This window comes from Flavobacterium sp. N2038 (genome assembly GCF_025947185.1).
Lineage (GTDB): Bacteria > Bacteroidota > Bacteroidia > Flavobacteriales > Flavobacteriaceae > Flavobacterium.
The window spans coordinates 3,863,344-3,889,373 of record NZ_CP110001.1 but is presented as its reverse complement, the minus strand read 5'-3'; the positions used below and the strand labels follow the sequence as shown (position 1 = coordinate 3,889,373).

The 26,030-nt window shown below is 34.1% G+C and carries 23 protein-coding genes; 3 read left to right on the top strand and 20 right to left on the bottom strand.

Annotated elements, in window-relative coordinates; genetic code table 11:
* Together OLM51_RS17225 and OLM51_RS17220 are read right to left on the bottom strand one after the other, a co-directional pair.
* Window positions 1–1,011 (bottom strand): dipeptide epimerase, encoded by a 1,011-nt coding sequence (locus tag OLM51_RS17225; protein WP_264551831.1) that lies wholly within the window; start codon window positions 1,009–1,011, stop codon window positions 1–3.
* Between the two features lie 24 nt (window positions 1,012–1,035).
* Complete coding sequence (locus OLM51_RS17220) at window positions 1,036–1,836, bottom strand: alpha/beta hydrolase (RefSeq protein ID WP_264551830.1); 801 nt, start codon at window positions 1,834–1,836, stop codon at window positions 1,036–1,038.
* A gap of 58 nt (window positions 1,837–1,894) precedes the next feature.
* On the opposite strand from OLM51_RS17220, the gene OLM51_RS17215 reads away from it, so the two are divergent.
* Window positions 1,895–2,296, top strand: a complete 402-nt coding sequence (locus OLM51_RS17215; RefSeq protein ID WP_264551829.1) for a TerB family tellurite resistance protein — start codon at window positions 1,895–1,897, stop codon at window positions 2,294–2,296.
* Between the two features lie 14 nt (window positions 2,297–2,310).
* On the opposite strand, the gene OLM51_RS17210 is transcribed toward OLM51_RS17215, so the two are convergent.
* The 14 genes from OLM51_RS17210 to OLM51_RS17145 form a co-directional block, all read right to left on the bottom strand.
* Complete coding sequence (locus OLM51_RS17210) at window positions 2,311–4,494, bottom strand: prolyl oligopeptidase family serine peptidase (protein ID WP_264551828.1); 2,184 nt, start codon at window positions 4,492–4,494, stop codon at window positions 2,311–2,313.
* Window positions 4,495–4,598: 104 nt separating this feature from the next.
* On the bottom strand, window positions 4,599–6,590 hold the full coding sequence (gene uvrB, locus OLM51_RS17205) for an excinuclease ABC subunit UvrB (RefSeq protein WP_264551827.1): 1,992 nt from the start codon (window positions 6,588–6,590) through the stop codon (window positions 4,599–4,601).
* A 47-nt stretch (window positions 6,591–6,637) separates the two neighbouring features.
* The gene (locus tag OLM51_RS17200) at window positions 6,638–7,579 is read right to left on the bottom strand and encodes an alpha/beta fold hydrolase (protein ID WP_264551826.1); all 942 of its coding nucleotides are present in this window, start codon (window positions 7,577–7,579) and stop codon (window positions 6,638–6,640) included.
* Between the two features lie 84 nt (window positions 7,580–7,663).
* Window positions 7,664–7,894 carry a uroporphyrinogen decarboxylase gene (locus OLM51_RS17195; RefSeq protein ID WP_264551825.1) on the bottom strand — a complete coding sequence of 77 codons (231 nt, stop codon included), beginning with the start codon at window positions 7,892–7,894 and terminating at the stop codon, window positions 7,664–7,666.
* An 80-nt stretch (window positions 7,895–7,974) separates the two neighbouring features.
* The gene (rlmF, locus tag OLM51_RS17190; protein WP_264551824.1) at window positions 7,975–8,925 is read right to left on the bottom strand and encodes a 23S rRNA (adenine(1618)-N(6))-methyltransferase RlmF; all 951 of its coding nucleotides are present in this window, start codon (window positions 8,923–8,925) and stop codon (window positions 7,975–7,977) included.
* Between the two features lie 85 nt (window positions 8,926–9,010).
* The gene (locus OLM51_RS17185) at window positions 9,011–9,967 is read right to left on the bottom strand and encodes a leucine-rich repeat domain-containing protein (RefSeq protein ID WP_264551823.1); all 957 of its coding nucleotides are present in this window, start codon (window positions 9,965–9,967) and stop codon (window positions 9,011–9,013) included.
* A gap of 63 nt (window positions 9,968–10,030) precedes the next feature.
* Window positions 10,031–10,693, bottom strand: coding sequence for a thiamine diphosphokinase (locus tag OLM51_RS17180; RefSeq protein ID WP_264551822.1), 663 nt, complete (start codon window positions 10,691–10,693; stop codon window positions 10,031–10,033).
* 82 nt (window positions 10,694–10,775) lie between these two features.
* Window positions 10,776–11,222 carry a DinB family protein gene (locus tag OLM51_RS17175; RefSeq protein ID WP_264554304.1) on the bottom strand — a complete coding sequence of 149 codons (447 nt, stop codon included), beginning with the start codon at window positions 11,220–11,222 and terminating at the stop codon, window positions 10,776–10,778.
* A 1-nt stretch (window position 11,223) separates the two neighbouring features.
* Entirely contained in the window at window positions 11,224–11,706 is a 483-nt protein-coding gene (locus OLM51_RS17170; RefSeq protein ID WP_264551821.1) for a GyrI-like domain-containing protein, read from the bottom strand.
* Between the two features lie 10 nt (window positions 11,707–11,716).
* Window positions 11,717–12,538 carry a DUF4249 domain-containing protein gene (locus OLM51_RS17165; RefSeq protein WP_264551820.1) on the bottom strand — a complete coding sequence of 274 codons (822 nt, stop codon included), beginning with the start codon at window positions 12,536–12,538 and terminating at the stop codon, window positions 11,717–11,719.
* Between the two features lie 38 nt (window positions 12,539–12,576).
* The gene (locus tag OLM51_RS17160; RefSeq protein WP_264551819.1) at window positions 12,577–14,994 is read right to left on the bottom strand and encodes a TonB-dependent receptor; all 2,418 of its coding nucleotides are present in this window, start codon (window positions 14,992–14,994) and stop codon (window positions 12,577–12,579) included.
* 187 nt (window positions 14,995–15,181) lie between these two features.
* Complete coding sequence (locus OLM51_RS17155) at window positions 15,182–16,003, bottom strand: DUF4249 domain-containing protein (RefSeq protein ID WP_264551818.1); 822 nt, start codon at window positions 16,001–16,003, stop codon at window positions 15,182–15,184.
* Between the two features lie 34 nt (window positions 16,004–16,037).
* Complete coding sequence (locus OLM51_RS17150; protein WP_264551817.1) at window positions 16,038–18,419, bottom strand: TonB-dependent receptor; 2,382 nt, start codon at window positions 18,417–18,419, stop codon at window positions 16,038–16,040.
* Between the two features lie 133 nt (window positions 18,420–18,552).
* Window positions 18,553–20,772: an NADP-dependent isocitrate dehydrogenase gene (locus OLM51_RS17145; RefSeq protein WP_264551816.1), complete on the bottom strand. Its 2,220-nt coding sequence runs from the start codon at window positions 20,770–20,772 to the stop codon at window positions 18,553–18,555.
* Between the two features lie 403 nt (window positions 20,773–21,175).
* Between OLM51_RS17145 and OLM51_RS17140 the strand changes: the two genes are divergently transcribed.
* Window positions 21,176–21,586: a helix-turn-helix domain-containing protein gene (locus OLM51_RS17140; RefSeq protein ID WP_264551815.1), complete on the top strand. Its 411-nt coding sequence runs from the start codon at window positions 21,176–21,178 to the stop codon at window positions 21,584–21,586.
* Window positions 21,587–22,002: 416 nt separating this feature from the next.
* On the opposite strand, the gene rplS is transcribed toward OLM51_RS17140, so the two are convergent.
* The 4 genes from rplS to trmD form a co-directional block, all read right to left on the bottom strand.
* Window positions 22,003–22,353 carry a 50S ribosomal protein L19 gene (rplS, locus tag OLM51_RS17135; RefSeq protein WP_026981821.1) on the bottom strand — a complete coding sequence of 117 codons (351 nt, stop codon included), beginning with the start codon at window positions 22,351–22,353 and terminating at the stop codon, window positions 22,003–22,005.
* Window positions 22,354–22,558: 205 nt separating this feature from the next.
* The gene (locus OLM51_RS17130; RefSeq protein ID WP_413614527.1) at window positions 22,559–23,713 is read right to left on the bottom strand and encodes an agmatine deiminase family protein; all 1,155 of its coding nucleotides are present in this window, start codon (window positions 23,711–23,713) and stop codon (window positions 22,559–22,561) included.
* Window positions 23,714–23,784: 71 nt separating this feature from the next.
* The gene (locus tag OLM51_RS17125; protein ID WP_264551814.1) at window positions 23,785–24,624 is read right to left on the bottom strand and encodes an AraC family transcriptional regulator; all 840 of its coding nucleotides are present in this window, start codon (window positions 24,622–24,624) and stop codon (window positions 23,785–23,787) included.
* 78 nt (window positions 24,625–24,702) lie between these two features.
* Window positions 24,703–25,383, bottom strand: coding sequence for a tRNA (guanosine(37)-N1)-methyltransferase TrmD (gene trmD, locus OLM51_RS17120; protein ID WP_264551813.1), 681 nt, complete (start codon window positions 25,381–25,383; stop codon window positions 24,703–24,705).
* 273 nt (window positions 25,384–25,656) lie between these two features.
* On the opposite strand from trmD, the gene OLM51_RS17115 reads away from it, so the two are divergent.
* Complete coding sequence (locus tag OLM51_RS17115; RefSeq protein ID WP_264551812.1) at window positions 25,657–26,019, top strand: hypothetical protein; 363 nt, start codon at window positions 25,657–25,659, stop codon at window positions 26,017–26,019.
* The last annotated feature ends 11 nt before the right edge of the window (window positions 26,020–26,030 follow it).

The following is a 26,030-nucleotide window of genomic DNA, read 5'->3' as shown; positions in this document are numbered from 1 at the left end:
TTATAGAAGTGTAACCCCTGTCCCGTTAAGATCAGAATAGCTTACAACACCATCTTTTATAGTTACGCCGGTTGCAATATCTTCTGCCAGTAACAAAGCACCGTCCATGTCTACATAATCTAGTTGAGGTAATAGATGAGCAATGGCAGAAATTCCAACAGTAGATTCGGTCATACAGCCTACCATTGTTTTTAAACCTAGTTTTTTAGCTTCTTCGATCATGCGTTTTCCGGGAGTAAGTCCGCCGCATTTTACTAATTTGACATTTACACCATGAAAATGATTGAAGCATTTTGCGACATCTTCTTCTATAATACAACTTTCATCTGCAATTACAGGGAGTACAGAATGTTTAAAAACTTCTTTGTGGCCTTCCCAGTTATCAGCTTTCATTGGTTGTTCCAGAAATTCAACTCCAAGTTTCTTTAACTCGATTGCATTGTTTATTGTTTCTTCAACGCCCCAGCCACAGTTGGCATCAATTCTAAAAACAGCGTTGGTATGTTTTCTAAGTTCTTTTACAATTGCAATATCTTCTTTGGTACCTAATTTAATTTTGTAAATAGGCCACGGAAGTTCCTGCATTTTTTCGACCATTTTCTCGATTGAAGCAATTCCGATTGTGTAATCGGTCATCGGATTTTTTTCTGGGGTATAATTCCACAGTTCGAGGAGTTTTTTACCTTTTTTTCGAGCATACAAATCATTATAAGCTAAATCTAATGCACATAAGGCAAACATATCATCTTTTAAATAAGGATGAATTTTTGCCCAAAAAACATCCGGAGTTTCTGTTCCTGATGCTTCAATAATGGCTCTGATTTTTTCTAAATCTGCCATCATCATCGAAACCGTAGTTTTGTAATATGGATTTGAAGTTGCTTCTCCAAAACCGGAAAAGCCATCACTTTGTAGCTCTACTATTAATGAAGGCTGGAAATCAATCGATTCTCTTGAAATCGTAAAAGTGTGTTTTAGTTTTAAATTGTATTCTCTTAAAATTAATTTCATAATAAGGATTGTTGTTTTTTAATATTAAAAGCCTAGCCACAAAACAGCTTTTACAAAGCCATCTCGCCATAATTTTTCATTATGTTCACCACCTTTTATAATTTTTGTTTTAGTAAGATGCAGACAATAACAACGTTTTGTATCCAATAAGCGTTCCATTTTAGTTAAATCTCCAACCATATTCTCATCCTCTTTATCGCCGCATAAAAAGTAAAATCGGCTTTTGATTTTTGGTGATTGCTCTGTGAAGGTATAAATGTCATTTGAAAACCAAAATGAAGGAGAGAATACACCCGCATTTCCAAATACCTGCGGATATTTTACAGCAGCGTAATAAGAAACCAAGCCACCTAATGAACTTCCCATTATTGTTGTGTTTTTAGCTTTTGGTTTAGTTCTGAAGTTTTTGTCTATATAAGGTTTTAATGTGTTTACAATAAAATCAACATAATCATCTGCTTTTCCCCCTCCGTATTTTTCATTTTTGTAGGGTGTTAATTCATCTATTCGTTTATCATTTCCATGTTCGATTCCAACGACAATTACGGGAGCTTTTAAGCTGTCCAGTTTTTCATCTACATTCCATTCCCCTACAAAAGAAGTTTTAGCATCAAATAAGTTTTGAGCATCCTGCATGTAAATTACACTGTATCTTTTTTTGACTGAGGCCGAATAACCTTCAGGTAAATACAGCCATATTTTTTTGGTTGTTTTTAGCTGAGGTGATTCAATAGTAAAAGTAGACACGTTTTTTGAAACTGTGCTTTGCTGAGCATTTCCGACAAATACGAATAATAATAAAATGGTTAAGAAAATTCTCTTCATCATCCGTGTTTTGTATTTTATATTTAAAAGCAATAATTTAGCTAAAAATAATAAATTGATGAATACAGAAGCCGAAAAAAGAAGTTTACTTTTAGAAATGATTACGTTTGCCACAATAGATGGGCATTTGCACAAACGTGAGCTTGATTTTCTAAGAATTGTAGCTGAGGAATTGAATATCAATGACGAGGAATTTCAGGATTTATTTCATCAGGAGCATCCTATTCAAGTCATTAGATCAGAGTTTCAGCGCATTCAGCAATTTTACAGACTGGCTCTGATTATGCATTGTGATGGTATTCTGCACAAAAGAGAAGCGACAGCAATTCAGCAAATCGCACTTGGAATGGGACTGAATCCAAGTGCGGTAAAAAGAGTTTTGGATTTGATGAAAAAAGCACCAAATGCAATAATTGACCCAAAAGTATTATTGAAAGTTTTTCAGGAACAGCACAATTAAGCGGTATTGTTTTATTAAGGTTTTAGTTTTTTGGGAGTTTGAAATTTTGGATGCCCGGTATTAGCATAAGCAAAGCTAATCAGATTGCTTGATTTTTCGATTGCTTTTGTTGCGCTGTCACCCATTCCGTGACCAGATTCAAAATCAGTATAGAAAAGAATAGGTTTGTCAGAAGTATTTGCATTTTGAAGCGAAGCAGCAAATTTTGACGGTTCCCATGCAATAACACGCGGATCATTTATACCTGCTGTGATTAAGGTTGCAGGATATGCGGTTCCTTTTTTAATATGATGATAGGAATCCATCTCCAATAAGGCTTTAAATTCTGTCGGATCTTTTACAGTTCCAAATTCAGGAACATTTCCCGGGCCATTAGGCGAAACTTCAGAACGAATTGTATTGAATGAACCCACCTCAGGAATAGCAGCTGCAAATAAATCTGGTCGTTCTGTAATAGCTCTTCCAATTAATATGCCTCCGGCACTTGCGCTCCAGATTGCCAGTCTTTTTGGAGATGTATATTTTTCTTTAATGAGATATTCTGCAGTTGCAATAAGATCTTTCCAGGTATTAGGTTTGGTGGTCTTAAAACCTGCTTTGTGCCAGGCTTCTCCCAACTCACCGCCACCTCTAACGTGGGTAATAACATAAATACCCCCATAAGTGCAATATGGCAATGTAAAACCGGTGCTAAAACGTGGTTCCATAGAAATTCCGTATGCGCCATATCCCATCATAAGAACGGGATTATCTCCATTTAGTTTGATGTTTTTATTGTATATGATAGAAACAGGAACCATAACACCATCATAGGATGGAATCATAACTTCTTTAGAGACTATATCTTTAAATTCAGGATATTCAATAGCTTTTGTTAAGGGTTGGTAAGTGAATGTATTTGAAGTTGGGTTGTATAAGTAACGTTTAGTAGGAGAGGTCCAGCCTGAAATAGTGATCCATATTTCGCTTTTATCTTCGCTAACAGTCAAAAAAGTAGCTGAGCCAGCCTGAAATGGTAATTTTAATTCAACCGGATCTTTTTTTCCTTTGGCCAGATAGTAGACTTTGGCCTCTACGCCATTTTCTGTGAGTGAATAATACAGTCCATCTTTGGTAAGTCTAAAGTCGGTAATGTTTCCATTTTTTGGTTCATCAATAACCGTTACTGCATTTTTAATATCAGGATTTGAAACTGGAACTTTGATGATTTTGTAGTTGGAAGCATTTTTATAAGTTAAATAATAAATAGATTCTTTATCTACATTAAAGTTTGTTACCTCGTCTGATTTATCTACTAAAGTGGTCCATTTTGCAGGTTTTAAATTTGCTGCTAAATCGGTGGTGTACAGTTTCATTCTATTGTCGACAGTAAGAACTAGTCCGTAGTTTTTATTTGAATTTTTATCATAATAATTTAAAGGGAATTCTTCTGCATTAATTTTAAGTTCCGGATTGGTAATGTCCGAAAAGTATTCGATGTCTTTTTTGGGGTCTTCTCCTAATTTATGATAATAAACCTTAGAATGTAAGAGTCTGTTTGGGTCGGTAACATCAGCAGAATTTAATCTTCCGTAGGTAAAAGAATTTCCATCTGGTAACCATGAAGGACTACTGAACCAGCATTTATCATAAATTTCCGGATATACTTTTCCATTAATATTTACAATTAATAATTCAGCACTTTCAGAACCGCTTGGTGCTATTTCTATAGCTACTTTATCTCCTTTTTCATTGGGAGTTATAGAACTGATATTGTAATTTACTTTTGCAGATTTTTTGTAGGTGTCAGGATCAAAAAGTAATTTTTCGGCCCCTTTGTAGCCAACTCTGTGGTACAATTTGCCATTTTCTTCGTTGGCATTTCGTTTCAGATAGAAATAATTATTATTCTCAGTAATTCGCAGAAATGTAATAGTACTTTCTTTTCTGGCATCAAACTCTTTGAGTTTTTTGATTAGATTTTGACGTTCAGGGACTTCATTTAGTTTTGCCTGGGCGTAATCAGTATTTGATTTCATCCAGGTAACTACATTTGGATCAGTTAGATTTTCAAGATACCGATAAGGATCTTCTATCTTTTCGCCAAAATATTCATCTGTAACAATTTTTTCTGTAGCGGGCTGCGGTTTGATTTGCCCAAAATCATGTGCTACTGCACTCAAAAGAGAAACAATAGTCAAAGTAAATCTAGTGTTCATAATTTATCTAGTTTTGAAGTAAGACTGAATACTAGTAGATTATGGATATGTAAATTTATGTAATTATTTTAAACAATTGATAGTTAGTTTGTTATATTTTTATTTTAAGGTAATTGCTCCTGAAGTTTTTTGATATCATCACGTAATTTGGCTGCCTGTAGAAAGTCTAATTCTTTAGCGGCTTTCTCCATAGATTTACGTTTTTCGCGAATCATTTTTTCTAATTCTGTTTTAGACAGATACGTTGGTTCCGGTTCAGCTGCCGCAGTCAAAGTGTGACCTAATTCGTATTCTACCAAAGGATTTTTTGTAAACGCGCTGTCGATTTTTTTGTTTAGAGCTTGTGGAGTTATATTATTTGCCGTGTTGAAATTAATCTGTTTTGTTCTTCGATATTCGGTTTCGTCGATTGTTCGTTGCATACTGGCCGTAATTTTATCAGCATACAAAATCGCTTTACCATTTAAATTTCTTGCGGCACGACCAATAGTTTGTGTTAAAGATCTGTGATTTCTTAAGAACCCTTCTTTATCAGCATCTAAAATAGCTACAAGTGAAACTTCTGGTAAATCCAGACCTTCGCGGAGTAAGTTTACACCAATTAGAACATCAAAAATACCTTTTCTTAAATCCTGCATGATTTCGATACGTTCTAAGGTATCTACGTCAGAGTGAATATAACGACAACGAATATTAACTTTAGTCAGGTATTTGGCCAGTTCTTCGGCCATTCTTTTAGTTAAAGTTGTTACTAAAACTCTTTCATCCAGTTCACAACGCAGCTGAATTTCCTCAATCAGATCGTCAATTTGATTTAAGCTCGGTCTGACTTCGATAACGGGATCTAACAATCCTGTTGGACGAATAACCTGCTCAACATATATTCCGTCAGATTTTTGCAATTCATAATCGGCTGGTGTTGCCGATACATAAATTACCTGATTTTGCATGGCTTCAAACTCCTCAAATTTAAGAGGTCTGTTGTCCATTGCAGCTGGTAATCTAAAACCATATTCCACCAGATTTTCTTTACGGCTGCGGTCACCTCCATACATAGCATGAACCTGCGAAACCGTAACGTGACTTTCGTCTACAACCATTAAATAATCATTCGGGAAGTAATCTAATAAACAGAAAGGTCTTGTTCCGGCTTCTCTTCCGTCAAGATAACGGGAGTAATTTTCGATTCCGGAGCAATAACCCAATTCGCGAATCATTTCTAAATCAAAATTGGTTCTTTCTTCCAGACGTTTGGCTTCCAGATGTTTGCCTATTTCTTTAAAATAATCAACTTGTTTCACTAAATCCTGCTGAATTTCCCAGATTGCTCCTTGTAAAACTTCTGGTGAAGTCACAAACATATTGGCAGGATAAATGGTTAGTCTTTTAAATTTTTCTATTACCTGAGAAGTTGTAGCATCAAAGGATTCTATTTCTTCTATTTCATCTCCAAAAAAGTGAATTCGATAGGCATCATCAGCATAACTTGGGTATACTTCGACTGTGTCGCCTTTTATTCTGAAAGTTCCGGGATTAAAGTCAGCTTCTGTTCTGGCATATAAACTCTGCACCAGACTATGTAATAATTTTGTTCTTGAAATAACCTGATCACGATGTATTTCGATTACATTTTTTTGAAATTCAACTGGATTTCCAATACCATACAAACAGGAAACCGAAGCTACAACCAAAACGTCACGTCTTCCTGAAAGCAAAGAAGAAGTGGTGCTTAAACGCATCTTTTCAAGCTCTTCATTGATAGATAAATCTTTCTCGATAAAAACACCTGTTACAGGCATAAAAGCTTCAGGCTGGTAATAGTCGTAATAAGAAACGAAATATTCTACTGCATTATTAGGGAAAAATTGTTTGAATTCTGAATACAGCTGCGCTGCCAATGTTTTATTGTGTGCCAAAACAAGCGTTGGACGTTGTACTTCCTGAATTACATTTGCTACAGTAAATGTTTTACCGGATCCTGTAACGCCTAATAAAGTTTGATATTTTTCGCCATCAACAACACCTTGTGCTAGTTTTTGAATGGCTTGTGGCTGATCTCCTTTGGGACTATAATCTGAAGCTACTTGAAAATTCATTTTTTACTGATGAAAAATTAGTTTTGTAAAGATACAAAGTTTGTGGGCTATTCGAGAAAATTAATAATAGCATCGGTTGTAAATTTTGACTGATCAATACTTAAAAAATGACCAGCATCTGTTACGGTAATAGTTTTACAGTTTGGTGTATATTTTTCTGCACGCTCTAAACTTTCGTTCGAATTAATGACATCGTGATCACCAATTAAAACCAAAACCGGATTTGAAACCGATCGTAATTCATCATCTGAAAAAGGTGTCATTTTAAGCATGCTTGAGTTTGATTTTGCGTATTTATTGGCCAGATAAAACTGTTTTTTGTAAACGGGACTTATCTTTTCGGGATGTGCAGAGAAGGTTTCTAATGTTTTCTCAAATTTCTTTTCACTAGGAAATAATTTTAGCATTAATGCGGCACTTGTTTTTCTTACTTTATCGATAAATTTAAAGGTTTGTGCCGGACTTAATAAAACCATTTTGTCGATAGAATTTGTTTTTTGAGTGGCTAATAAAGTTGCAATCCAGCCTCCACGGGAAGCGGCAACAATATCAAATTGTTTTAATTTATAATGTGCAAAGATTTCATTGTACCATATTACAATCTCTTCTTTTGAAAGTGGTTTGGCTGTTAAGTTTGATTTTCCTGGTTCCATCAAAAAATCGATAGCATAGATACGATGGTTTTTGGCTAAAGCTTTAATATTTGGATACCACATTGTAGAGCTGGCATCCATTCCGTGAAGTAAAACTAAGTCTTTGCCATTTTTTGGACCCGCAATTATAACGTGTGCAGTTCCAAAACTTGTTTTTACATTTTCTTCGGCATATGGAATATCCCAAAGTTTTAAAGCTTCGTTGTAAGCCGCAATGTAATTTTGTTTGTCGCTTTTAGTTTCAAAAACGTAATCTTCAAATTTTGTTTTTTTAGAAGCGCAACTTACCAGTAAAAGAATAAGGAATAATCTGACGAATATTTTGGATGTACTCATAAAGTTCAATTTACTTTAAAGGTACAATAATATGTTACTGAATAAGTTTCAGAATTTTTTCTCAAAATATCATAATTGTAATCTTTAAGCTTTTTTTACCGTAAGGTGATAAATCTGTACAAAAGCTAAAATTGCATTAGGAATAATTACAGGTAATAGCCATTGATTAAAATCTCTGAAATCTTTCAGGAAGATGCCATAAATCACAAAGCAAATGCAGCCAAACATATTAATAAACCGAATTGTTCTGAGATCTTTCAGTAAAAAACCTCCAACAATAAAAACGGATGCGAGGTAACCAATATACTCTGCCATAGTCTTGATATTAAAATATTTAGACTAAATATAGCAAAAGCAAATTATAAAATCAAGATTTGATATTGTAAATCAGTGTTTTAAATAGACCATTTTTTTTGTTCCGCTTCATTCAAAAATGTCCAGGCTACAATACGGCTGTTTTTTTGTCCTTGCGCCATGTCAATTGTTTTAACAGAAACTGCATTGATTTTTTTCAGCGTTTTATAAATCGAAGAAAGGTTTTCTCTTTTTGAAACCAAAGTTGTAAACCATAAACATTGCGTAGCATATTTGGCGCTTTCGTAAATCATTTGGGTTACAAAACCAATTTCGCCACCGTTGCACCATAATTCGGCATTTTGTCCACCGAAGTTTAAAACGGGATTTGTGTTTCTTTTTTCCTTTGGATTTAGATTGGAAACTTTTCTGGAGGTACTTTTATTTGCCTCTTCTGCCGATGCGTGAAAGGGAGGATTACACATCGTAAAAGTGAAACGATCTTCGGGGATAATAATGTTTTTGAAAATAAATCGCGACTCAGTTTGTTGTTGTAAACTGATGGCATCGATTAATTTTGGATTTGCTTTAATGATTTTACTGCAATTTTCAATTGCTTTTTTTTCAATATCTGTGGCAACAAAACTCCAGTTGTAAATGGAATACCCTAATATCGGATAGATTAAATTTGCTCCTGTTCCGATATCTAGTCCTAAAACAGCATTTCCTTCGGGGATTACTCCATTGTTGGTTTCGGCTAATAAATCTGCTAGGTAGTGTATATAATCTGCACGGCCGGGAATTGGCGGGCAAAGATAATTTTTAGGAATATCCCAGTTTTGAATATCGTAATAAGTTTGCAGTAAAGCTTTGTTCAACGTTTTTACAGCAAGCGGATTACTGAAATCAATGGTTTCAATTTGGTGTTTGTTTATAGAAACATATGCTTTTAATTCCGGGCAATTTGAAATCAGTTTCTCAAAATCATAACGTGAGCGATGAAGATTTCTAGGGTGTAAAATGCTTTTTTCAGAATTATTGTTTGTTTCCATTTTGTGAATTTGAGTGCAAAGATAGGTATTCCTTTTTTGGAAAAGATTTTATTCTATTGCTCAAATCAATTATAAAAGCTTATCATTAAGAGTAGCTTAATAAATACTCTGTCGCTTTTATTTTCATTTTTTCATATTTTTGAGTAATTTCTTCACATTTTTCATTTGAATTTTCTGAAGATATACTTCGCATTCCTTTTCCTAAAAATTCAATTCTTTGCTCATTTTTAAAGAAAAGTTCAACAGGACTATTGTCAAAATAAACAATATTTTCTTTTCCAAATAATACTTCAACGAACGCGTAGTCTTCTAAGCTACAAAAAGCTCTACCTAATCTTAATTTCTTAATTTTTTTGTTCTTAACTAATGATTTGAAAATAGGGTATGTTGTATTTACTATTTTAACTCCAAAGCCCATACAAAGAATTTCCAAATTAGGAACCTCGCTTAAAAAGTCGAGATTTTCAATTGGTTGATTCCAATCTAAAGTTCCACTTATATAGATATATCTTAAGCTTTCCATTTCAGATAATCCACTAAAGTCAGTTACTCTTCTTAAATTTTCAAAGTGAACGGATTTTAGTTTTTTTAATTTCTTTAATGGCGTTAAATCTGAAAATCCAGAAACATATTCAAGAATTAGTTCTTCTAAATTGATAAAGTCCCTGATAAATTCAATGTCAGGGGTTCTGAAAAAAGTTATTCTTAATCTTTTAATGTTTGTTAACTTACGGATTGCTTGAACCTGTTCTTTGGTTGGATCATGAAGTGTTAATTCTTCAAGATTTGGACAGTCAAAAATTTGTTCCCAATAAATTTTGTCTTGGGATTTGTTTATAGTCAGAATTTTTACTTCGTCTTTGTTTGCGATTTCAAAATCTGCAATAAACGCAAATCTTTCTCTATTTGGAATTGTTGTCCAATAATCCCCTGTTCTATCCAAAAAATCTCCAAAATGATGTTTCATTAGTTTTGACTTAATATATTGCTGTATAATATCTACTATGTCAAGATTGAATATGTGTTCTTTTTCAATTGCCAATATTTAGTAAAAATATTAAATAATCTTTTTTGCTACAAAAAAAAGACTTTGTTTAAGATAATATTAATCAAAACATTCCATCAAAAGCAGATCACCGTTTTGATGTGTAATAGTTACAAGCCCGTCTTCTTTGACAGAATTACTGCTTCCGGTTCTGTAGCCCATTGTTAAAGTATCATTTTGAAGCGGATATTCTAAATTGATTGAATAAATACCATTTACAACGCCAATTGGAATCAGGGAAATTGGAGTTTTTGCGGTATACCATTTTTCAAATTTCGTTGGCAGCAAAAAGATTTTGGAATGATCGTCGAGAATTACGATTTTTATTAAATCACGGTAACGAACAATATTCGTAAGATTTGTGATCGTGTGATCTGCACGTCTTCCGGTTGCCCAGATTACATTTACAGCAGGGATTTTTCTTTTTATTAAGTAATCCAGAGCTTTTTCAAGATCTGTTTTATCCTGATCCGGTGTGTGCACAATTTCGATAGGATATTGTGACGTTTTATAAATTTCAGGGTCGAAACCACGATCAAAATCTCCTAAAAGGACATCTACCTTAATGCCTAATTCAACAACTCTTTCCATGGCTGAATCCAGAACGATAACCAGTGGAGACCACTCAAGCAATTGTCCTAATAATTCGGGATCACAGGCCGCGCCATTTGCAATTATTAAAGCGGGTTCCTGATCGTCGCGAACTATATGGTGTGATGACATATGAATTTTATTGAATGTGGAGCAAAGGTACGTTTACAATTTTAGATTTCTGAATTTAGAATTTAGATTTTTTGATAGTGGATCAGAAGTCCAGTAATCTGCGGTGATAATTAATCTGGCCTAAATGGTAGGCTAAATGTGTTGAGAGATGAACCAGAAAGAATCCGGTTGTCATTTCTTTTTCAAAAACGATTTGAGGATAAATAACTTTTAAATCTTCTTCGGTTAGAGTATCAAGAACATTGTTTACAACAAGAATTGTGTTTTCAATTTTGGAAATTAATTCTGATTTTGAAATGTCTTTTAATGAAAATTCTAAAGGACGATCTCTAACGTAACCTGTTTTTCCTAATTCTGCACCAACATAAGTGTTGAGGTTTCCAATTAAATGAAGACAAAGATTTCCTGCCGAATTGGATATATTTTTATCGATAATCCAAAGTGATTTTTCATTTTGGTATGATTCAATTTCTACCTTCAGTTTGTTCAGATCTCTATTGTAAAGTGATTTTAGTGTTTCGATCATGATATTAATTTTTACTTTTTATCGGAATCCATATTTCTTCTTCAGAGGTTGGATCGTCTTTTTTATATCTTTCATCCATTACGGCAAAATGCGGTCTGTCGTCTACCGTATAGTCAGAATTAGGCAGCCATTGTGTAAAAATATTGTGATAAGTGGTATGCGCTTCCGCTTGTGATCCTTTGTGAAGGAAAACAGCATATATTCCGGTAGGGATTATTAAAGTTTCCATCTCCGGTGGTATCTCGTCAAAGTTTTTAACTTCAACTGCAGCCCATTTTTGAAAATTATCATTTGGGTCAAAATTGTCAAAATGATTTGCAGAAAATACTTCCAAGGAATATAAAATATGGTCTATCGTATTTTCGATTTCCTTTCGTCTGGGCATAAAATTACTCCATAACTGAAAGGTTTTATTTTCCATAAATGACATTAAAATGTGTTTCCCGATTAATTTTTTCTCGGTTAAGATTTTTATGTGAGCTTCCATTTGAGCATGTTTATTGAATTGTATATTTTCGGGAATCGGTTTCACTTAGCGAAAAAAAACCTAACGGATGATCGTTGCTGTTTGTTATATTCAGAATGTTTCCTCTTACCGGTGCAGGAGGAGATTGAAATGGCAAACGTCCACTTTCACCAGCCAGACTTATTATGATACAAAGATAATTATAATAATCTTCGGAAATTCCGCTATGTTGAATTTCAACCTGATCGCCTTCTTTTAATTCGTCGTTATAAGAAACGCTGAAAAATTCATTGCCCTGAAAAAAACGATCTTCTTCTGCAGAATGATTTCCGGTAGGCCTATTAGAATATTGGTAACTATAAAAATAATAATTTTTTTGATCGGGAGGATCAATAAAATAGGCTTTTACTTCAATTTTATCCTTAGTAATACTACCATTGTTGTTTTGTACAATTTTGGTAATGGGAGCCACTGATTTTAAGGTTTCGGTTGCGGTATAAGTATTGCCTGCATTGTTGATTACCAGAGTATAGGTTTCGTTAAGTACAGGTTTAAAATTAGTACAAATGTATTCTCCTGTATCAGAATCTTCAATAAAATTGAATATTTCCTGGTCACTGTTTGTTACATAAATTGTAGCGCCGGAAACAGCCGGAATTTCATTGTCAAAGTAGTTTGATGTGGTGGAGAGTTTTATTACTTGCCGGTTTCCTTCCGTACCTTTTTCCCATTGAATGGCGGCCGAAATAACCAATTGTGGCTGAGCTGTTTTTAAATTAACATCAACGACTTCTTCACAGCTTGCAAAAGAAAAAGCCGATAAAACTAAAAATAATATACGGAATTTTTTCATAATAAATGAATTGTATTAAGAATAGAATGATGGAACTTTTATAAAGTACTGTTTGGTTTTTTTGAAGGGAATTTAAAATTGTAACTTACAGAAGGAACAATCCCGAACATATAGGTTTTTACGGCTTCGTTATATCCTGTGTCTACATTTTGTCTGAAATTTATAGAGGCTGCATTATGGCGGTTGTACAAATTATAAATACTAAAAACCCATTCGCCTTTCCAGCTTCTTTCCCTGCTTTGTTTAGGAACTAATGTTGCCGAAATATCCAGGTGATGGTAAGCCGGTAATCTGTTCTCGTTACGCAAACCATAACTTGGTATTTTTATTCCTAAGTAATCATATTGTGCATTTGGGTATGTAACCGGTTGTCCGGATTGTAGCGCAAAATTCATCCCGAATGACCATTTTTTATTTAGATTATAACTTGAGGTAATTGACAAATCATGAAGTTTATCATAGACTGAGCTGTACCATTGTCCGTTATTAATTCCTGTTTCCTGTGGTGTTCTGCCAGGGGTTTGTTGTTGTGATTTTGATAAGGTGTAAGATACCCATCCGTTAAGTTTTCCCAGATTTTTTTTAAACAAAATTTCAAGTCCGTAAGAACGCATTTTTCCATTCAGGATAACTTGTTCAATGGCATTGTTTGCCAGTAAATTTGCTCCATCAATATAATCAAGCCTGTTTCTGATTTTTTTTAAATACGTTTCTACTTCCAGCGAATAAGCTCCGTTATTGAAGTTTTTAAAATATCCCAAAGCAATCTGATCTGCAAGCTGCGGTTTTATGTATTGGTCGCTGGGCATCCAGATATCAAGCGGAGAAGGGGATGATGTATTTGATATTAGCTGTAAGTATTGCACCATTCTGTTATAACTTACTTTTAGGGCCTGGTTTTCGTTTAATTGATATCCTAAAGAAAAACGAGGTTCAAAATTATCATAACTATAAATCAATTTATTCTTAGCATAGTACTCTGTTGCTATGGGAGTTGCCTTTTGATAAATTTGCAGTGCCGAATTATAGAGCAGCGGATTATTGTCATTATATAGATTCACAGTCGATGCACCTAAACGATAAAACATACTATAGCGCAATCCGTACGAAAAGGTAAATTTTTCACTAAGTTTAGTTTCTGCATCAAGGTATAAGGCGGGTTCAAATGCGTATTTTTTGTCTAATTGATCAGCATTAATTGGAGATTCGGCATTTAGAGGTCTTAGCGTTCCTGGATTGAATAGATAGTAAATTCCACTTAAACCATAATTCAGTTTATAATTATCCGAAACATAATTTTTAAAATCATATTTAAGGCTATAATTCTGGATTCCTGTGATCCATTTAAAACCCACTAAATCCAGATCAAGACCGTAAAAATAATTGCTGTATACCAGAGATAAGTTTGAAGATAAGTGGTCTGAAAATCTATGGCTCCAGCGAAAATTGGCTGTTGTATTACCATAACTATTGGTAAAACTTTCGTTTATACTAAACAGATCGCGGCCATAATAGCCTGAAATGTATAAGTGATCATTTTCATCGAGTTTGTAGGTTACTTTGGCATTTAGATCATAGAAATAAGCAGTTTTGTTTTTGTCTTCCTCAGAAAGTTTTAAAAACAAATGGGCATAAGAACTTCTTCCGCCAATGAGGAACGATCCTTTGCTTTTTACAATTGGGCCTTCAACCAAAAGGCGGCTTGCAATTAATCCTATTCCTCCGTCTATGTTTATATTCTGGTTATTACCATCTTTTTGCTGAACTTCTAATACAGAAGATGCCCTGCCGCCAAATCGTGCAGGAACTCCACCTTTGTATAATTTTAAATCCTTTAGCACATCGGCATTAAATACAGAGAAAAAACCAAATACGTGCGATGAATTAAAAATTATAGCTTCGTCAAGCAAAATCAGATTTTGATCTGCTCCGCCGCCACGAACGTTAAAACCGGATGCTCCTTCGCCTGCATTTGTAACACCGGGAAGCAATAAAATGGATTTCAATACATCGACTTCACCCATTACAACAGGCATTTTTTTTATGGTTGAGACTGTAAGTTTATTGACACTCATTTCAGGCGAACGCGTATTGGCTTTTGCCGGATTTGCGGTAATAATTATTTCCTGAAGTTGCTCTGGTTCAGGTTGCTCTATTCTTTTTAGTAAAAAATTGAGCTTTGTATTTGCCGTTACGGAAATGGTTTTTTCTAATGGCTGATAATTTGCATAATTGATTTCAACCTGATATTCTCCTTTTGGAATTTCTATCGAATAAAAGCCATTAACATAAGTTAAAGCATTTATTCTGAGGGCGGGAATAGAAATACCGACCCCTGTTAATGTTTCTTTTGTTGCGAAATCTGATATAGTACCACTCAGGGTAATTTTTTTTTGGCCAAATGATAAAAAAGTAATAAGAATTACAATAATTAAAGCCTTTTTTTTGGTAATCATTTTGTAAGATTTGAGGTATGTGTTACTTACAAAATTAAAGAAAAATACTACATTTTGTTATTCAAAAAGCAAATAGATAATACGATTTGCCAAAAATGAGGACTTTGTTTAAAAAGTATAAAAAAAGGCAAGCTTTTTAGCTTACCCCTTGTTTTTTGTAATACGAATTAACAATTTACATTTTTTTTTATTTAATAAGATATTTTTGGGAATCAATTTCACTTAATGAAAAATAGCCTAACGGATAATTCTCTTTATTAGTTACATTGACAATATTTCCTTTTACGGTTGCAGGAGGTGACTGAAAAGGACCTCCAACATTACTGCCGGCAATACTGACCAAAATATTCATGTAATTGTAATATTGTTTTGAAATGCCGTAATGTGTGATTTCAATTTCACCGCCTGGTTTTAAATCTTCATCATCTGAACTGCTAAAAATTTCATTTCCCTGGTAGAATTTGTCTTCAGATACATAATAGCTCGATGTAACTTTGTTAGGATATGTATATTTAAACAAATAGAAGTTATCTTCGTTGGCAGGATCAGTGTAGAATGCTTTTATTTCAATGTCTTTTCCAGTAAATCCACCTTCATTATTTTGTTCTATTCGTGTAATTGGCGCTACCGATTTTAAAGTTTCAGTTGCGATATATCTACTTCCTCTGCTAACTACGGTCAGCGTATATTGTTCATCAATTACCGGTGCGAAATTAATACAAGTATATCTGCCGGTTTTTTTAACTTCTATAAAATTGAATCTTTCGTTTTTGCTATTTTCTATATAAACAATTGCACCGGAAACAGTTGGAATTGTATTTTCAAAATAACCGGTTGTAGTAGTTAATTTTATTATTTGGTCACTTCCTGTTGTTCCTTTTTGCCAGTTTATTGCTGCTTCGATGACTAGTTTTGGTGGCGCTGTATCCAGATCAACATCAACTACTTCTTCACAACTGGTGAAGAAAATGGATATAAAAAACACAATTAATAAGGCTGCTTTTTTCATACTATATCTTTTATTTCTTTGAAAGAAAATGGTTTTAAAATTTAAAATTATAACTAACAGCCGGCACAATTCCGAAAATTGAGGTTTGTACAGCTTCATTTGAGCCAGTATCAACATTTTGGCGGAAATTGATCGAAGCCGCATTATGACGATTGTACAAGTTGTAAATACTAAAAACCCATTCGCCTTTCCAGTTTCGGTCTTTATTTTTTCTTGGTGTCAAAGTGGCCGAAACATCTAAGTGATGATAAGCAGGCAGACGATTCACATTTCTTAAGCCATAACTCGGAACCGTAATTCCTAAATACTCATATTGTCCGTTCGGGTACGTAACAGGCTGCCCGGATTGTAAGGCAAAGTTAGCACCAAATGACCATTTTTCGTTTAAATTATAAGCAGAGGTAATCGCCAGATTATGAGTTTTGTCGTAAGCAGAACTGTACCATTGTCCATTATTGATTCCGGTTTCTTCCGGAGTTCTTCCCGGTGTTTGTTGCTCTGATTTTGATAAAGTATATGAAATCCATCCATTAAATTTGCCTTCGTTTTTCTTAAACATGATTTCTAAACCGTAGGCTCTCATGTGTCCGTTTAGAATAACTTGTTCTATGGCATCATTTGCAATTAAATCGGCACCGTCTATATAATCTAATCTGTTTTTGATTTCCTTATAGTAGGTTTCTACTTCGAGTGAATAAGCTCCGTTTTTTATATTTCTAAAGTACCCTAATGCAACCTGATCTGCAATTTGAGGTTTTATATAATTGTCACTAGGCATCCAGACATCAAGCGGAGTAGGAGATGAGGTATTCGAAATCAATTGAAGGTATTGTGCCATTCTGTTGTAACTAGCTTTAACAGACTGATCATCATTTAACTGGTATGAAACAGCAAAACGGGGCTCTAAATTATTATAGTCCTGAATCACTTTGTTTTTACCAAAATACTGGGTAGAAGTTGGTGTTGCTTTTTCATAGATCTGTAAATCGGTATTAAAAATTACAGGATTATTGTTTTCGTAATAATTAATAGTAGAAGCTCCTAAACGATAAAAAAGGCTGTATCGCAATCCGTATGAAACGGTTATTTTTTTAGAAAGCTGATTTTCGGCATCCAGATAAACAGAAGGTTCAAAAGCATATTTTTTATCTAATTGATCGGGGTTAATTCCGGAATCGTCTCCGGTTGGTTTGATAGTTCCCGGGTTAAAGTCGTAATAGATACCGCTTAGACCGTAATTAAGTTTGAATTTGTCTGAAATATAATGTTTGAAATCGTATTTTAAGTTGTAGTTTTTAATTCCGGAATCCCATTTGAAACCTACAAAATCCAGATCTAGACCATAGTAATAATCGCTGTAAATTAGAGAAAGGTTTGAGAATAATTTACTGGAGTATAAATGATTCCAACGAAGATTTAAAGTTGAATTTCCGTAAGTATTAGAAAAGCTTTTATTCAGACTAAAAACATCTCGACCAAAATACCCTGATAAATATAAGCTGTTATTATCGTTTAGTTTATAACTAAGTTTGGTGTTTAAATCATAGAAATACGCTGAATTATCTTTTTGATCTTCTGATAATTTTAAAAATAAATGAGCATAAGAAGCTCTTCCGCCAATCAGGAAAGATCCTTTGTCTTTTACCAATGGCCCTTCTGCAAGGATTCGGCTCGAGATCAATCCAATTCCGCCATTCATATGAAAATCTTTACTGCTGCCGTCTTTTTGGTAGATATCCAGAACAGACGAGGCTCTTCCGCCATAACGGGCAGGAATTCCTCCTTTGTATAGTTTTAAATCTTTAATAGCATCAGGATTAAAAACAGAGAAGAACCCAAAAACGTGTGATGAATTAAATATGGTAGCTTCGTCCAGCAGGATTAAATTTTGATCTGCTCCGCCACCACGAACATTAAAGCCCGAAGCGCCTTCTCCTGCATTGGTAACTCCGGGAAGCAAAAGGATTGATTTGAGAACGTCAACTTCACCTAAAACGACCGGCATTTTTTTGATGGTTGCAATAGAGAGTTTATTGGTACTCATTTCAGGAGATTTGATATTGATTTTTCCTTTATTATCGGTAATAACAACTTCCTGAAGTTCTTCACCGCCTTCGTTTAGCGAAAAGTTATTCTTAGTGTTTTGATTTAAAATGATAGTTTGCTGAAGAGTTTGGTATCCAACATAGGTAATTTCAATTTGATGTTCTCCTTTAGGAATTGTAAGGGAATAGAATCCGTATTCGTTTGTTGTGGTTCCAATTTTTAAGGACGGAAGATAAATATTTACACCAATTAAGGTTTCGTTGTTTTTGGAGTCTTTTATAGTACCGCTTAGCGTAAATTTTTCCTGAGAAAAGGAGGCGAACGTAGTCAATATAATAAGTAGAAGGAAACTGATTTTTTTTGTAATCATTGTTCTGGTTTTGATATACATAGATAGTAATTCTTACTAAATATTATTACGGAACTATTGTTAAAGATTAGTTAAGATCAAAAAAAAGGCAGCTGATTAGGCTGCCTTTAATAGTATAAATATAATGTTATTATTAGATTTTAGCAATAATAGCATTGAATGTTTCGCTCGGACGCATTGCTTTACTTACTAACTCTGGAGTTGGTTGGTAATATCCACCCAATGTTTGAGGTTTTCCTTGTGCAGCAATTAATTCAGCATCGATTTTAGCTTCGTTAGCTTCAAATTCAGCAGCGATTGGAGTAAAGATAGCTTTCAATTCAGCATCTTTGTTTTGAGCAGCCAAAGCCTGAGCCCAGTAGAATGCCAAATAGAAGTGAGATCCACGGTTATCAATCTGACCAACTTTACGAGCTGGAGATTTATCATTTGCTAAGAATTTGTCATTTGCCTGGTCTAGAGTCTCAGATAAAACAATCGCTTTAGAATTGTCTAAAGTTTGTCCTAAATGCTCTAATGAAGCGCCAAGTGCCAAAAATTCTCCTAATGAATCCCAACGTAAATAGCCTTCTTCTGTAAATTGCTCAACGTGTTTAGGAGCAGAACCTCCGGCACCAGTTTCAAACAATCCACCACCATTCATTAAAGGAACGATAGATAACATTTTAGCAGAAGTTCCTAATTCAAGAATTGGGAATAAGTCAGTTAAATAGTCACGTAAAACGTTTCCTGTTACAGAGATAGTGTCTAAACCTTTGATGATTCTGTCTAAAGTAAATTCTGTAGCAGCAACCGGGTTTAAAATACGAATATCTAAGTTGGTAGTATCGTAGTCTTTAAGGTATTTTTGAACTTTTAAGATCAATTCTCTATCATGTGCTCTGTTTTCGTCTAACCAGAAAACGGCTGGAGTATGAGATAAACGAGCTCTGTTTACAGCCAATTTAACCCAGTCCTGAATTGGAGCGTCTTTTGCCTGACACATTCTGAAAATGTCATTTGCTTCAACGCTTTGTTCCATTAATACATTTCCTTTTGTATCTACAACGCGTACAACTCCTTCTGCCTGCATTTGGAAAGTCTTGTCGTGAGATCCGTATTCTTCTGCTTTTTGAGCCATTAAACCTACGTTAGGAACACTTCCCATTGTTTTAGGGTCAAAAGCACCGTGTTTTTTACAGAAGTCAATTGTTGCAGTATAAACTCCAGCGTAAGAACGGTCCGGGATAACTGCAATTGTATCTTCTTGTTTTCCTTCTTTATTGTACATCTGTCCAGAAGTACGAATCATAGCCGGCATAGAAGCATCTACGATTACATCAGATGGAACATGTAAGTTTGTAATTCCTTTATCAGAATTTACCATTGCCAAAGCTGGTCCGTTAGCGATTGCCTGATCGATAGCAGCTTCAACTTCTGCTTGTTCAGGTCTTCCGGCAATTTTAGCGTAAATATCTCCTAAACCATTTCTGGTATCAATGTTTATTTCATTAAATAAAGCTTCGTATTTTTTGAAAAGATCAGCAAAATATACTTCAACGATAGCGCCAAAGATAATTGGATCTGAAACCTTCATCATTGTAGCTTTTAAGTGCACAGAAAGTAATACACCTTCTTTTTTTGCTTCAGCAATTGCATCAGCAGCAAAAGCTTTTAATTTTTTTACACTTAAAACAGAGCTGTCGATGATTTCACCAGCTTTAAGTGGAGTACTTGCTTTAAGAACGGTTGTTGTACCATCTTTAGCAACGAATTCGATTTTTACATCATTTGCTTCTGCAACAGTTAGTGATTTTTCACTTCCGTAGAAATCACCGTTTGGCATAGAAGCTACTTTTGTTTTTGAATCAGCAGACCAAGCCCCCATAGAGTGTGGATTTGCTTTTGCAAAGTTTTTAACCGCTCTTGGAGCTCTACGATCAGAGTTTCCTTCACGTAAAACCGGATTTACAGCAGAACCTAAAACTTTAGCATATTTTGCCTTAATTTCCTTTTCAGCATCATTCTGAGGATCTTCAGGATAATTAGGAATATTGTATCCGTGAGATTGTAATTCAGCAATAGCAGCTTTCAATTGTGGTACAGATGCAGAAACGTTTGGTAATTTGATGATGTTAGCTTCTGGCTGAGTTGCTAACTGACCCAATTCAGCTAAAGCGTCTATCGTTTTTTGAGCATCTGTTAAAGACTCAGGAAAATTAGATAAAATTCTTCCTGCTAACGAAATGTCTCTAGTTTCAATACCAATACCAGCAGTTGCTGTAAATGCCTGTACAATTGGTAACAAAGAATAAGTCGCTAATAACGGCGCCTCATCAGTTAAGGTGTAAAAAATTTTTGAATTCTGTGTCATTTTTTTTTTTTTTTTATAATCGTATCGTTAGGGAATAACGATTGGTATGATATTGTCGGCTCAAAATGAGCGGAGCAAATATAATAAAAACAGTCCGAAAACGGTGTAGTTTTAATCAGAAAAACAGGAATTATGAGATTGTTATTTCGGACTCTTTAAATTGTCAAATTGGTGATTTTGATATTAAAAAATTACGGTTTTGATGAAACATAAGTAAAAGCAGAACATTTAGGAAAACGAAAATACTACAGTTGTATAAAATCATTTTGGTTTTGTTTCTTTTTGTATGAAAAGTTGTATTTTTGGCTAAAATGCAAAAGACATAGAACAAAATGTGAGATACATTGTTTAATATGTTTTTTACTTGTTGTTTAGTATTACGCTTAATCATTATCTTTGAATTATGAGCACACTTACAAAACCAAATCATATAGGGCGAAAAATTAGCCGTATTCGTGAACTTCGTGATATGAAGCAAGAAGCTTTGGCGCAGGCTTTAGGAACAAATCAACAAGCTATATCGGCTATTGAAAACAGCGAAACAATAGATGATGAAAAATTGGCAGAAGTTGCAAAAGCGCTTGGAGTAACTGTTGAAGCAATTAAAAATTTTTCAGAAGAAAATATGATTAATTATTTTAATAGTTTTTATGATAACAGTTTTACAAATGGTGCATTCAATGCAAATCATTGTACTTTCAATCCATTAGATAAATTGATTGAAGCTTATCAGGAAAAAGAAAAGCTTTACGAACGTTTACTACAAGCTGAAAAAGATAAAATCGAATATTTGGAAAAACTATTAAAAAAATAGAAAACCAATTTTTATTAAAACATAAACCGATACTTTATGAGTGTCGGTTTTTTTATTTTGGGCGTGTTCGCCGAAAAAGGCGAGCCGGGCTATTCGCTGCAAGTCCTCGCACTTCCTTCGTCAGGCTGTGGGCTTTCCACTTCTATCCCTCACGCAAACTTTTTGATAGATGGATTAAAATCCATCCCTACAAAATAAATCGAGCCGAAAGCTCTTTAGATAAAGTTCCGGAGGAACGATGCATTTTGTAGCAACGGATTTTAATCCGTTGAAATAGTGTATGTCTACAATCTCAGAAACCCGACAGGTTTTAAAAACCTGTCGGGTTTAGCTCCTAAAAATTTTAAAAAACAAGTATAAAAAAAGCTCGTTTCAAATAAATGAAACGAGCTTTTTTATAACAAAGAGATAAATGATTATCTTCTTTTATCTTTAATCTTAGCTTTTTTACCAGTAAGTTCTCTGAAGTAGAAAATTCTAGCTCTACGTACAGCTCCTTTTTTGTTGATTTCAATTTTCTGTAAAGCTGGTAAGTTTACTGGGAAGATACGCTCAACTCCAATAGCACCTGACATTTTACGAATAGTAAAAGTTTCTGTGTTACCAGAACCTCTTCTTTGAATAACAACTCCTTTAAAAAACTGAGTTCTTGTTTTTTCACCCTCTTTAATTTCGTAGAATACTGTGATAGTATCTCCAGCTCCAAAAACAGGGAAATCTTTTTTAGCAACTAATTCGTTTTGAACGAATTTCATTAAATCTGCCATGATATCTTATAATTATGGTTTTTATATAGAGCAACATTCACGGATCTCGCCAGAGGTTAGTCTAATTCGGGTGCAAATGTAATTAAAATAAATTAAATTGCAATAAATTAAAATCAAATTCCGATGAGAATAAATTCCAAATTCCAATTCTGTAACTATTTGATCACTTGGAATTTGGAATTTTAAAAATTTGGAATTTATTTTTCTATTTTGGTTGCTGTTGCGTAACGCAATGAATCATTCCGCCGTTTGCATATAAATTACGAACATCAATACCAATTACTTTTTTGCCTGGATATAAACTTTGAATCAATTGATTGGCTACTGTATCGTTTGGATCATTATAATTAGGAACGAGTACAACAGTATTTGCAATATAATAGTTTACATAAGAACCTTTGTAACCCAGTTTTTTGCCATATGTTGTTACTACATTATTTTTAGACAATGGTAATTTTAGAAAAGTATACGCTTTGCCATTTTTATCTTTAGAATTGTATAATGTATTGATATCTTTTTGTGGCACTTCCCAGTACAATAAATCGTCTTCGTTCATAGTAACGATTGTGTTTCCGTTACCAAAACGGGCAAAACCGTCAATATGCATATCAGTAATTTCTCTTCCCGCTTTGCCATCCAGCCAGATAAAATTTGTTACACCCAGATATTTTTTAAAATTGGCTTCGGCCTGAACTTGTGTCATTCCCGGATTTCGATTTGAATTTAGTATGGCACTTTTAGTAGCCAGTAAAGTTCCGTTTCCGTCGATTTCAACTGCCCCGCCCTCATTAATCATAACAGAATTTAAATCAACAACGGTTGTTTTTTGATCTGCTGCAATTTGTGCAGGTACAGTGTTGCAATTTCCAAAAGCGGCCTTTTTTCCCCAACCGTTAAAACCCCAATCCTGAATAACCAATTGATTGTTTTTGTCTTTTACATAAATAGGACCATTATCTCTTACCCAAACATCATCGGTTTTGTATATTTTAAATTCAATAGCCGATAGAGAAACTCCTGCTGTATTTAATAAGGCTGTAATTCTGTTCTTTTCGGTAGTATCGTAAGCAACAATATGTACTTTTTCACTTCCGCTTAACGATTTAGTCATGGCTACCCAGGTAGCATCCAGATCATCTCTGTAATCAATCCCGTATTGATATTGATGCGGCCATTGCAGCCACGTTCCTTCATGCGGAGCCGATTCTTCGGGCATCGTATACATAATATCTGTTTTTAAAGATTCATCCGGTTTTGTTATTAGTTCCTCTTGCTGACATGAAGTGAATATCGGGAATAATAATAGTGTTATAAAAAGTCTTTCCATCTTAGTAGTTATAAAATTAAACGTTAGTGCCATTTGATACCGGTATTTTGACAGGGCAAATGTATTTCTAAACTATAATTGAGAAGTTGTCCAAAAAGGACAAATTAAGTTACAGGAATAAAAATCGCGGTTACATAATCAGATTTACTGCTGCAGTTTGCTTCATGTGTGATGTATTGTTCAATTACAGGCAAATGAGAAAATTCAATATCGTTGTTCAGAAACCAACCGCCAAAGATCTGCTGATACGTATCTTCTAAGGTTTCGTAACTTCCCTTGTGGAAGAAATTAGCATATTTGCCTCCAAAAATCTTTTTCGTCGGAAGATTTTTTATACTGCCTTCGGTAACAATGCAGGCATCATAAGTGCATTTAGATTTTTCAGTAATCAGAATATCATCCGTTATTATGCCGAAGAAATCTGTAATAGGTTCAGGATACTCGTCCTTTAATAAAGCACCCCAAAGATCTTCGATTTCCGGATTAATGTAAGAGGTTTTACAACTCGAATAATAAACGGTAATCTCCGGAATAAAAATGATTTTTGATTCTAAATTGCAAGAGATATTTTGCTGTGGATGAATATCGTTTAATAAAATCTCTTTTTGATTTCTTGCAAATGAAGGAGAACAGTTAAAATGTTTTTTGAATGTTTTAGAAAAAGACTGAACATCAGCAAATCCGACTTCGAGGGCAATATCAGAAATCTGATCATTAGAATATAAGAGTTTTTTATATCCGTTTTCTATTTTCAGCCGGGTTTGATAAGCACCAATTGTTTCTTTAAATAGGGAATAAAAAACGCGTTGTAAATTTCGGTAAGAGTAACTCGAAATAGCTTCAAGAGAATCTATAGAGATCACTTTATTATAATGTGTCTCAATATGATTCCTTGTATTATAAATACGTTTCAGATTAAAGTCATTCATTGCTTTATTTTTCAAAAAGTACTTTTACAAAATATTGTGTTATCAGCAATACATATAATTTGCACTAATTGTTAAAACGACTATTCGGGACTTTTATTTTTCTTCCAACAAATCAGGTCTTCTGTTTTTGGTATGCTCGTAGGCCATATCTTCACGCCATTTGTCAATTTTTGCAAAATGTCCGCTGGTTAAAACTTCAGGAACTTTCCATCCTTTATAATCTGCAGGTCTTGTATATATAGGCCCTGAAAGTAAATTATCCTGAAAACTATCTGTTAAGGCTGAAGTTTCATCGCTCAAAACTCCCGGAATTAAACGAATCAAGGCATCAGATAGAACCAAAGCACCCAATTCTCCACCAGACAAAACATAGTCTCCTATCGAAATTTCTTTTGTAATAAAATGATCACGAACACGTTGATCTACACCTTTATAATGTCCGCATAAAATCATGATATTTTCATACATCGACATGGTGTTAGCCATTTTCTGATTTAGCGTTTCTCCATCAGGTGACATATAAATGATTTCATCATATTCACGCTGACTTTTTAAATGTGTGATACAGTCGTCAATTGGCTGAACGGTCATGACCATTCCGGCGCCTCCGCCAAACGGATAATCGTCTACACTTTTTTGTTTGTTGGTCGTATAGTCACGCAAATTATGAAAATGTACTTCGACTAAACCTTTGTCAATGGCACGTTTCATAATCGAAGCTTCAAAGGGGCTTCTTAATAACTCTGGTAAAATCGTTATAATGTCAATTCGCATTTTTTCTTTTCAAAAGTTTTGAACGGCAAAGATACAAAGTAAATATTTGAGAAATTTAAAAACAGGAATTCAAAAGTGTGTTTTACATTTTTATGAAGTTCTAATGTTAAAAAAATGTAAGCTTAATTGATTTAATTTATTGTTTTTCAGTATGTATAAATAATAATTAGATAACATGAAAAAGTTTTTGTGTAAACTATTATGTTTAATTTTCAGTAGCATTACATAGTTTTTTACTTACAATAATTTTAGTCTCAAATCAAGTCAATTTTTATGAAAAATTTTATCTTATGCACTGCTGTAATCGTATTATGTGCCTGCTCAGGTTCAAAAAATACTGCCGATAAATGGATCGGGATGACCAAACAACATCTTATAAAAAGCTGGGGTACACCAATAAGAACATTTGACAATGCTGCAAACGGAGAAATATTGGTTTATGCTGATCAGGTTTATGCTAGCCGGGAGGGGGATAAAGATTCCAGAATGGCCGGTTCCAATTATTGGAATTACACTTATATCTATGTCGATAAAACAGGCAAGATTGCTTCTTTTAGAAACGAAAAGCAAAATTTTGCTCCCCAATCTATCGATTCTCAAAAATTAGCAGACATGAAATTATTGACAGTAAAGTAATTTGGTTGGTT

Excerpts from the sequence above, each read along its gene's own strand:
- OLM51_RS17225 (WP_264551831.1), bottom strand. The coding sequence starts at position 1,011 with ATGAAATTAATTTTAAGAGAATACAATTTAAAACTAAAACACACTTTT.
- OLM51_RS17220 (WP_264551830.1), bottom strand. The coding sequence starts at position 1,836 with ATGAAGAGAATTTTCTTAACCATTTTATTATTATTCGTATTTGTCGGA.
- OLM51_RS17215 (WP_264551829.1), top strand. The coding sequence starts at position 1,895 with ATGAATACAGAAGCCGAAAAAAGAAGTTTACTTTTAGAAATGATTACG.
- OLM51_RS17210 (WP_264551828.1), bottom strand. The coding sequence starts at position 4,494 with ATGAACACTAGATTTACTTTGACTATTGTTTCTCTTTTGAGTGCAGTA.
- uvrB (WP_264551827.1), bottom strand. The coding sequence starts at position 6,590 with ATGAATTTTCAAGTAGCTTCAGATTATAGTCCCAAAGGAGATCAGCCA.
- OLM51_RS17200 (WP_264551826.1), bottom strand. The coding sequence starts at position 7,579 with ATGAGTACATCCAAAATATTCGTCAGATTATTCCTTATTCTTTTACTG.
- OLM51_RS17195 (WP_264551825.1), bottom strand. The coding sequence starts at position 7,894 with ATGGCAGAGTATATTGGTTACCTCGCATCCGTTTTTATTGTTGGAGGT.
- rlmF (WP_264551824.1), bottom strand. The coding sequence starts at position 8,925 with ATGGAAACAAACAATAATTCTGAAAAAAGCATTTTACACCCTAGAAAT.
- OLM51_RS17180 (WP_264551822.1), bottom strand. The coding sequence starts at position 10,693 with ATGTCATCACACCATATAGTTCGCGACGATCAGGAACCCGCTTTAATA.
- OLM51_RS17170 (WP_264551821.1), bottom strand. The coding sequence starts at position 11,706 with ATGGAAGCTCACATAAAAATCTTAACCGAGAAAAAATTAATCGGGAAA.
- OLM51_RS17165 (WP_264551820.1), bottom strand. The coding sequence starts at position 12,538 with ATGAAAAAATTCCGTATATTATTTTTAGTTTTATCGGCTTTTTCTTTT.
- OLM51_RS17160 (WP_264551819.1), bottom strand. The coding sequence starts at position 14,994 with ATGATTACCAAAAAAAAGGCTTTAATTATTGTAATTCTTATTACTTTT.
- OLM51_RS17155 (WP_264551818.1), bottom strand. The coding sequence starts at position 16,003 with ATGAAAAAAGCAGCCTTATTAATTGTGTTTTTTATATCCATTTTCTTC.
- OLM51_RS17150 (WP_264551817.1), bottom strand. The coding sequence starts at position 18,419 with ATGATTACAAAAAAAATCAGTTTCCTTCTACTTATTATATTGACTACG.
- OLM51_RS17145 (WP_264551816.1), bottom strand. The coding sequence starts at position 20,772 with ATGACACAGAATTCAAAAATTTTTTACACCTTAACTGATGAGGCGCCG.
- OLM51_RS17140 (WP_264551815.1), top strand. The coding sequence starts at position 21,176 with ATGAGCACACTTACAAAACCAAATCATATAGGGCGAAAAATTAGCCGT.
- rplS (WP_026981821.1), bottom strand. The coding sequence starts at position 22,353 with ATGGCAGATTTAATGAAATTCGTTCAAAACGAATTAGTTGCTAAAAAA.
- OLM51_RS17130 (WP_413614527.1), bottom strand. The coding sequence starts at position 23,713 with ATGGCACTAACGTTTAATTTTATAACTACTAAGATGGAAAGACTTTTT.
- trmD (WP_264551813.1), bottom strand. The coding sequence starts at position 25,383 with ATGCGAATTGACATTATAACGATTTTACCAGAGTTATTAAGAAGCCCC.
- OLM51_RS17115 (WP_264551812.1), top strand. The coding sequence starts at position 25,657 with ATGAAAAATTTTATCTTATGCACTGCTGTAATCGTATTATGTGCCTGC.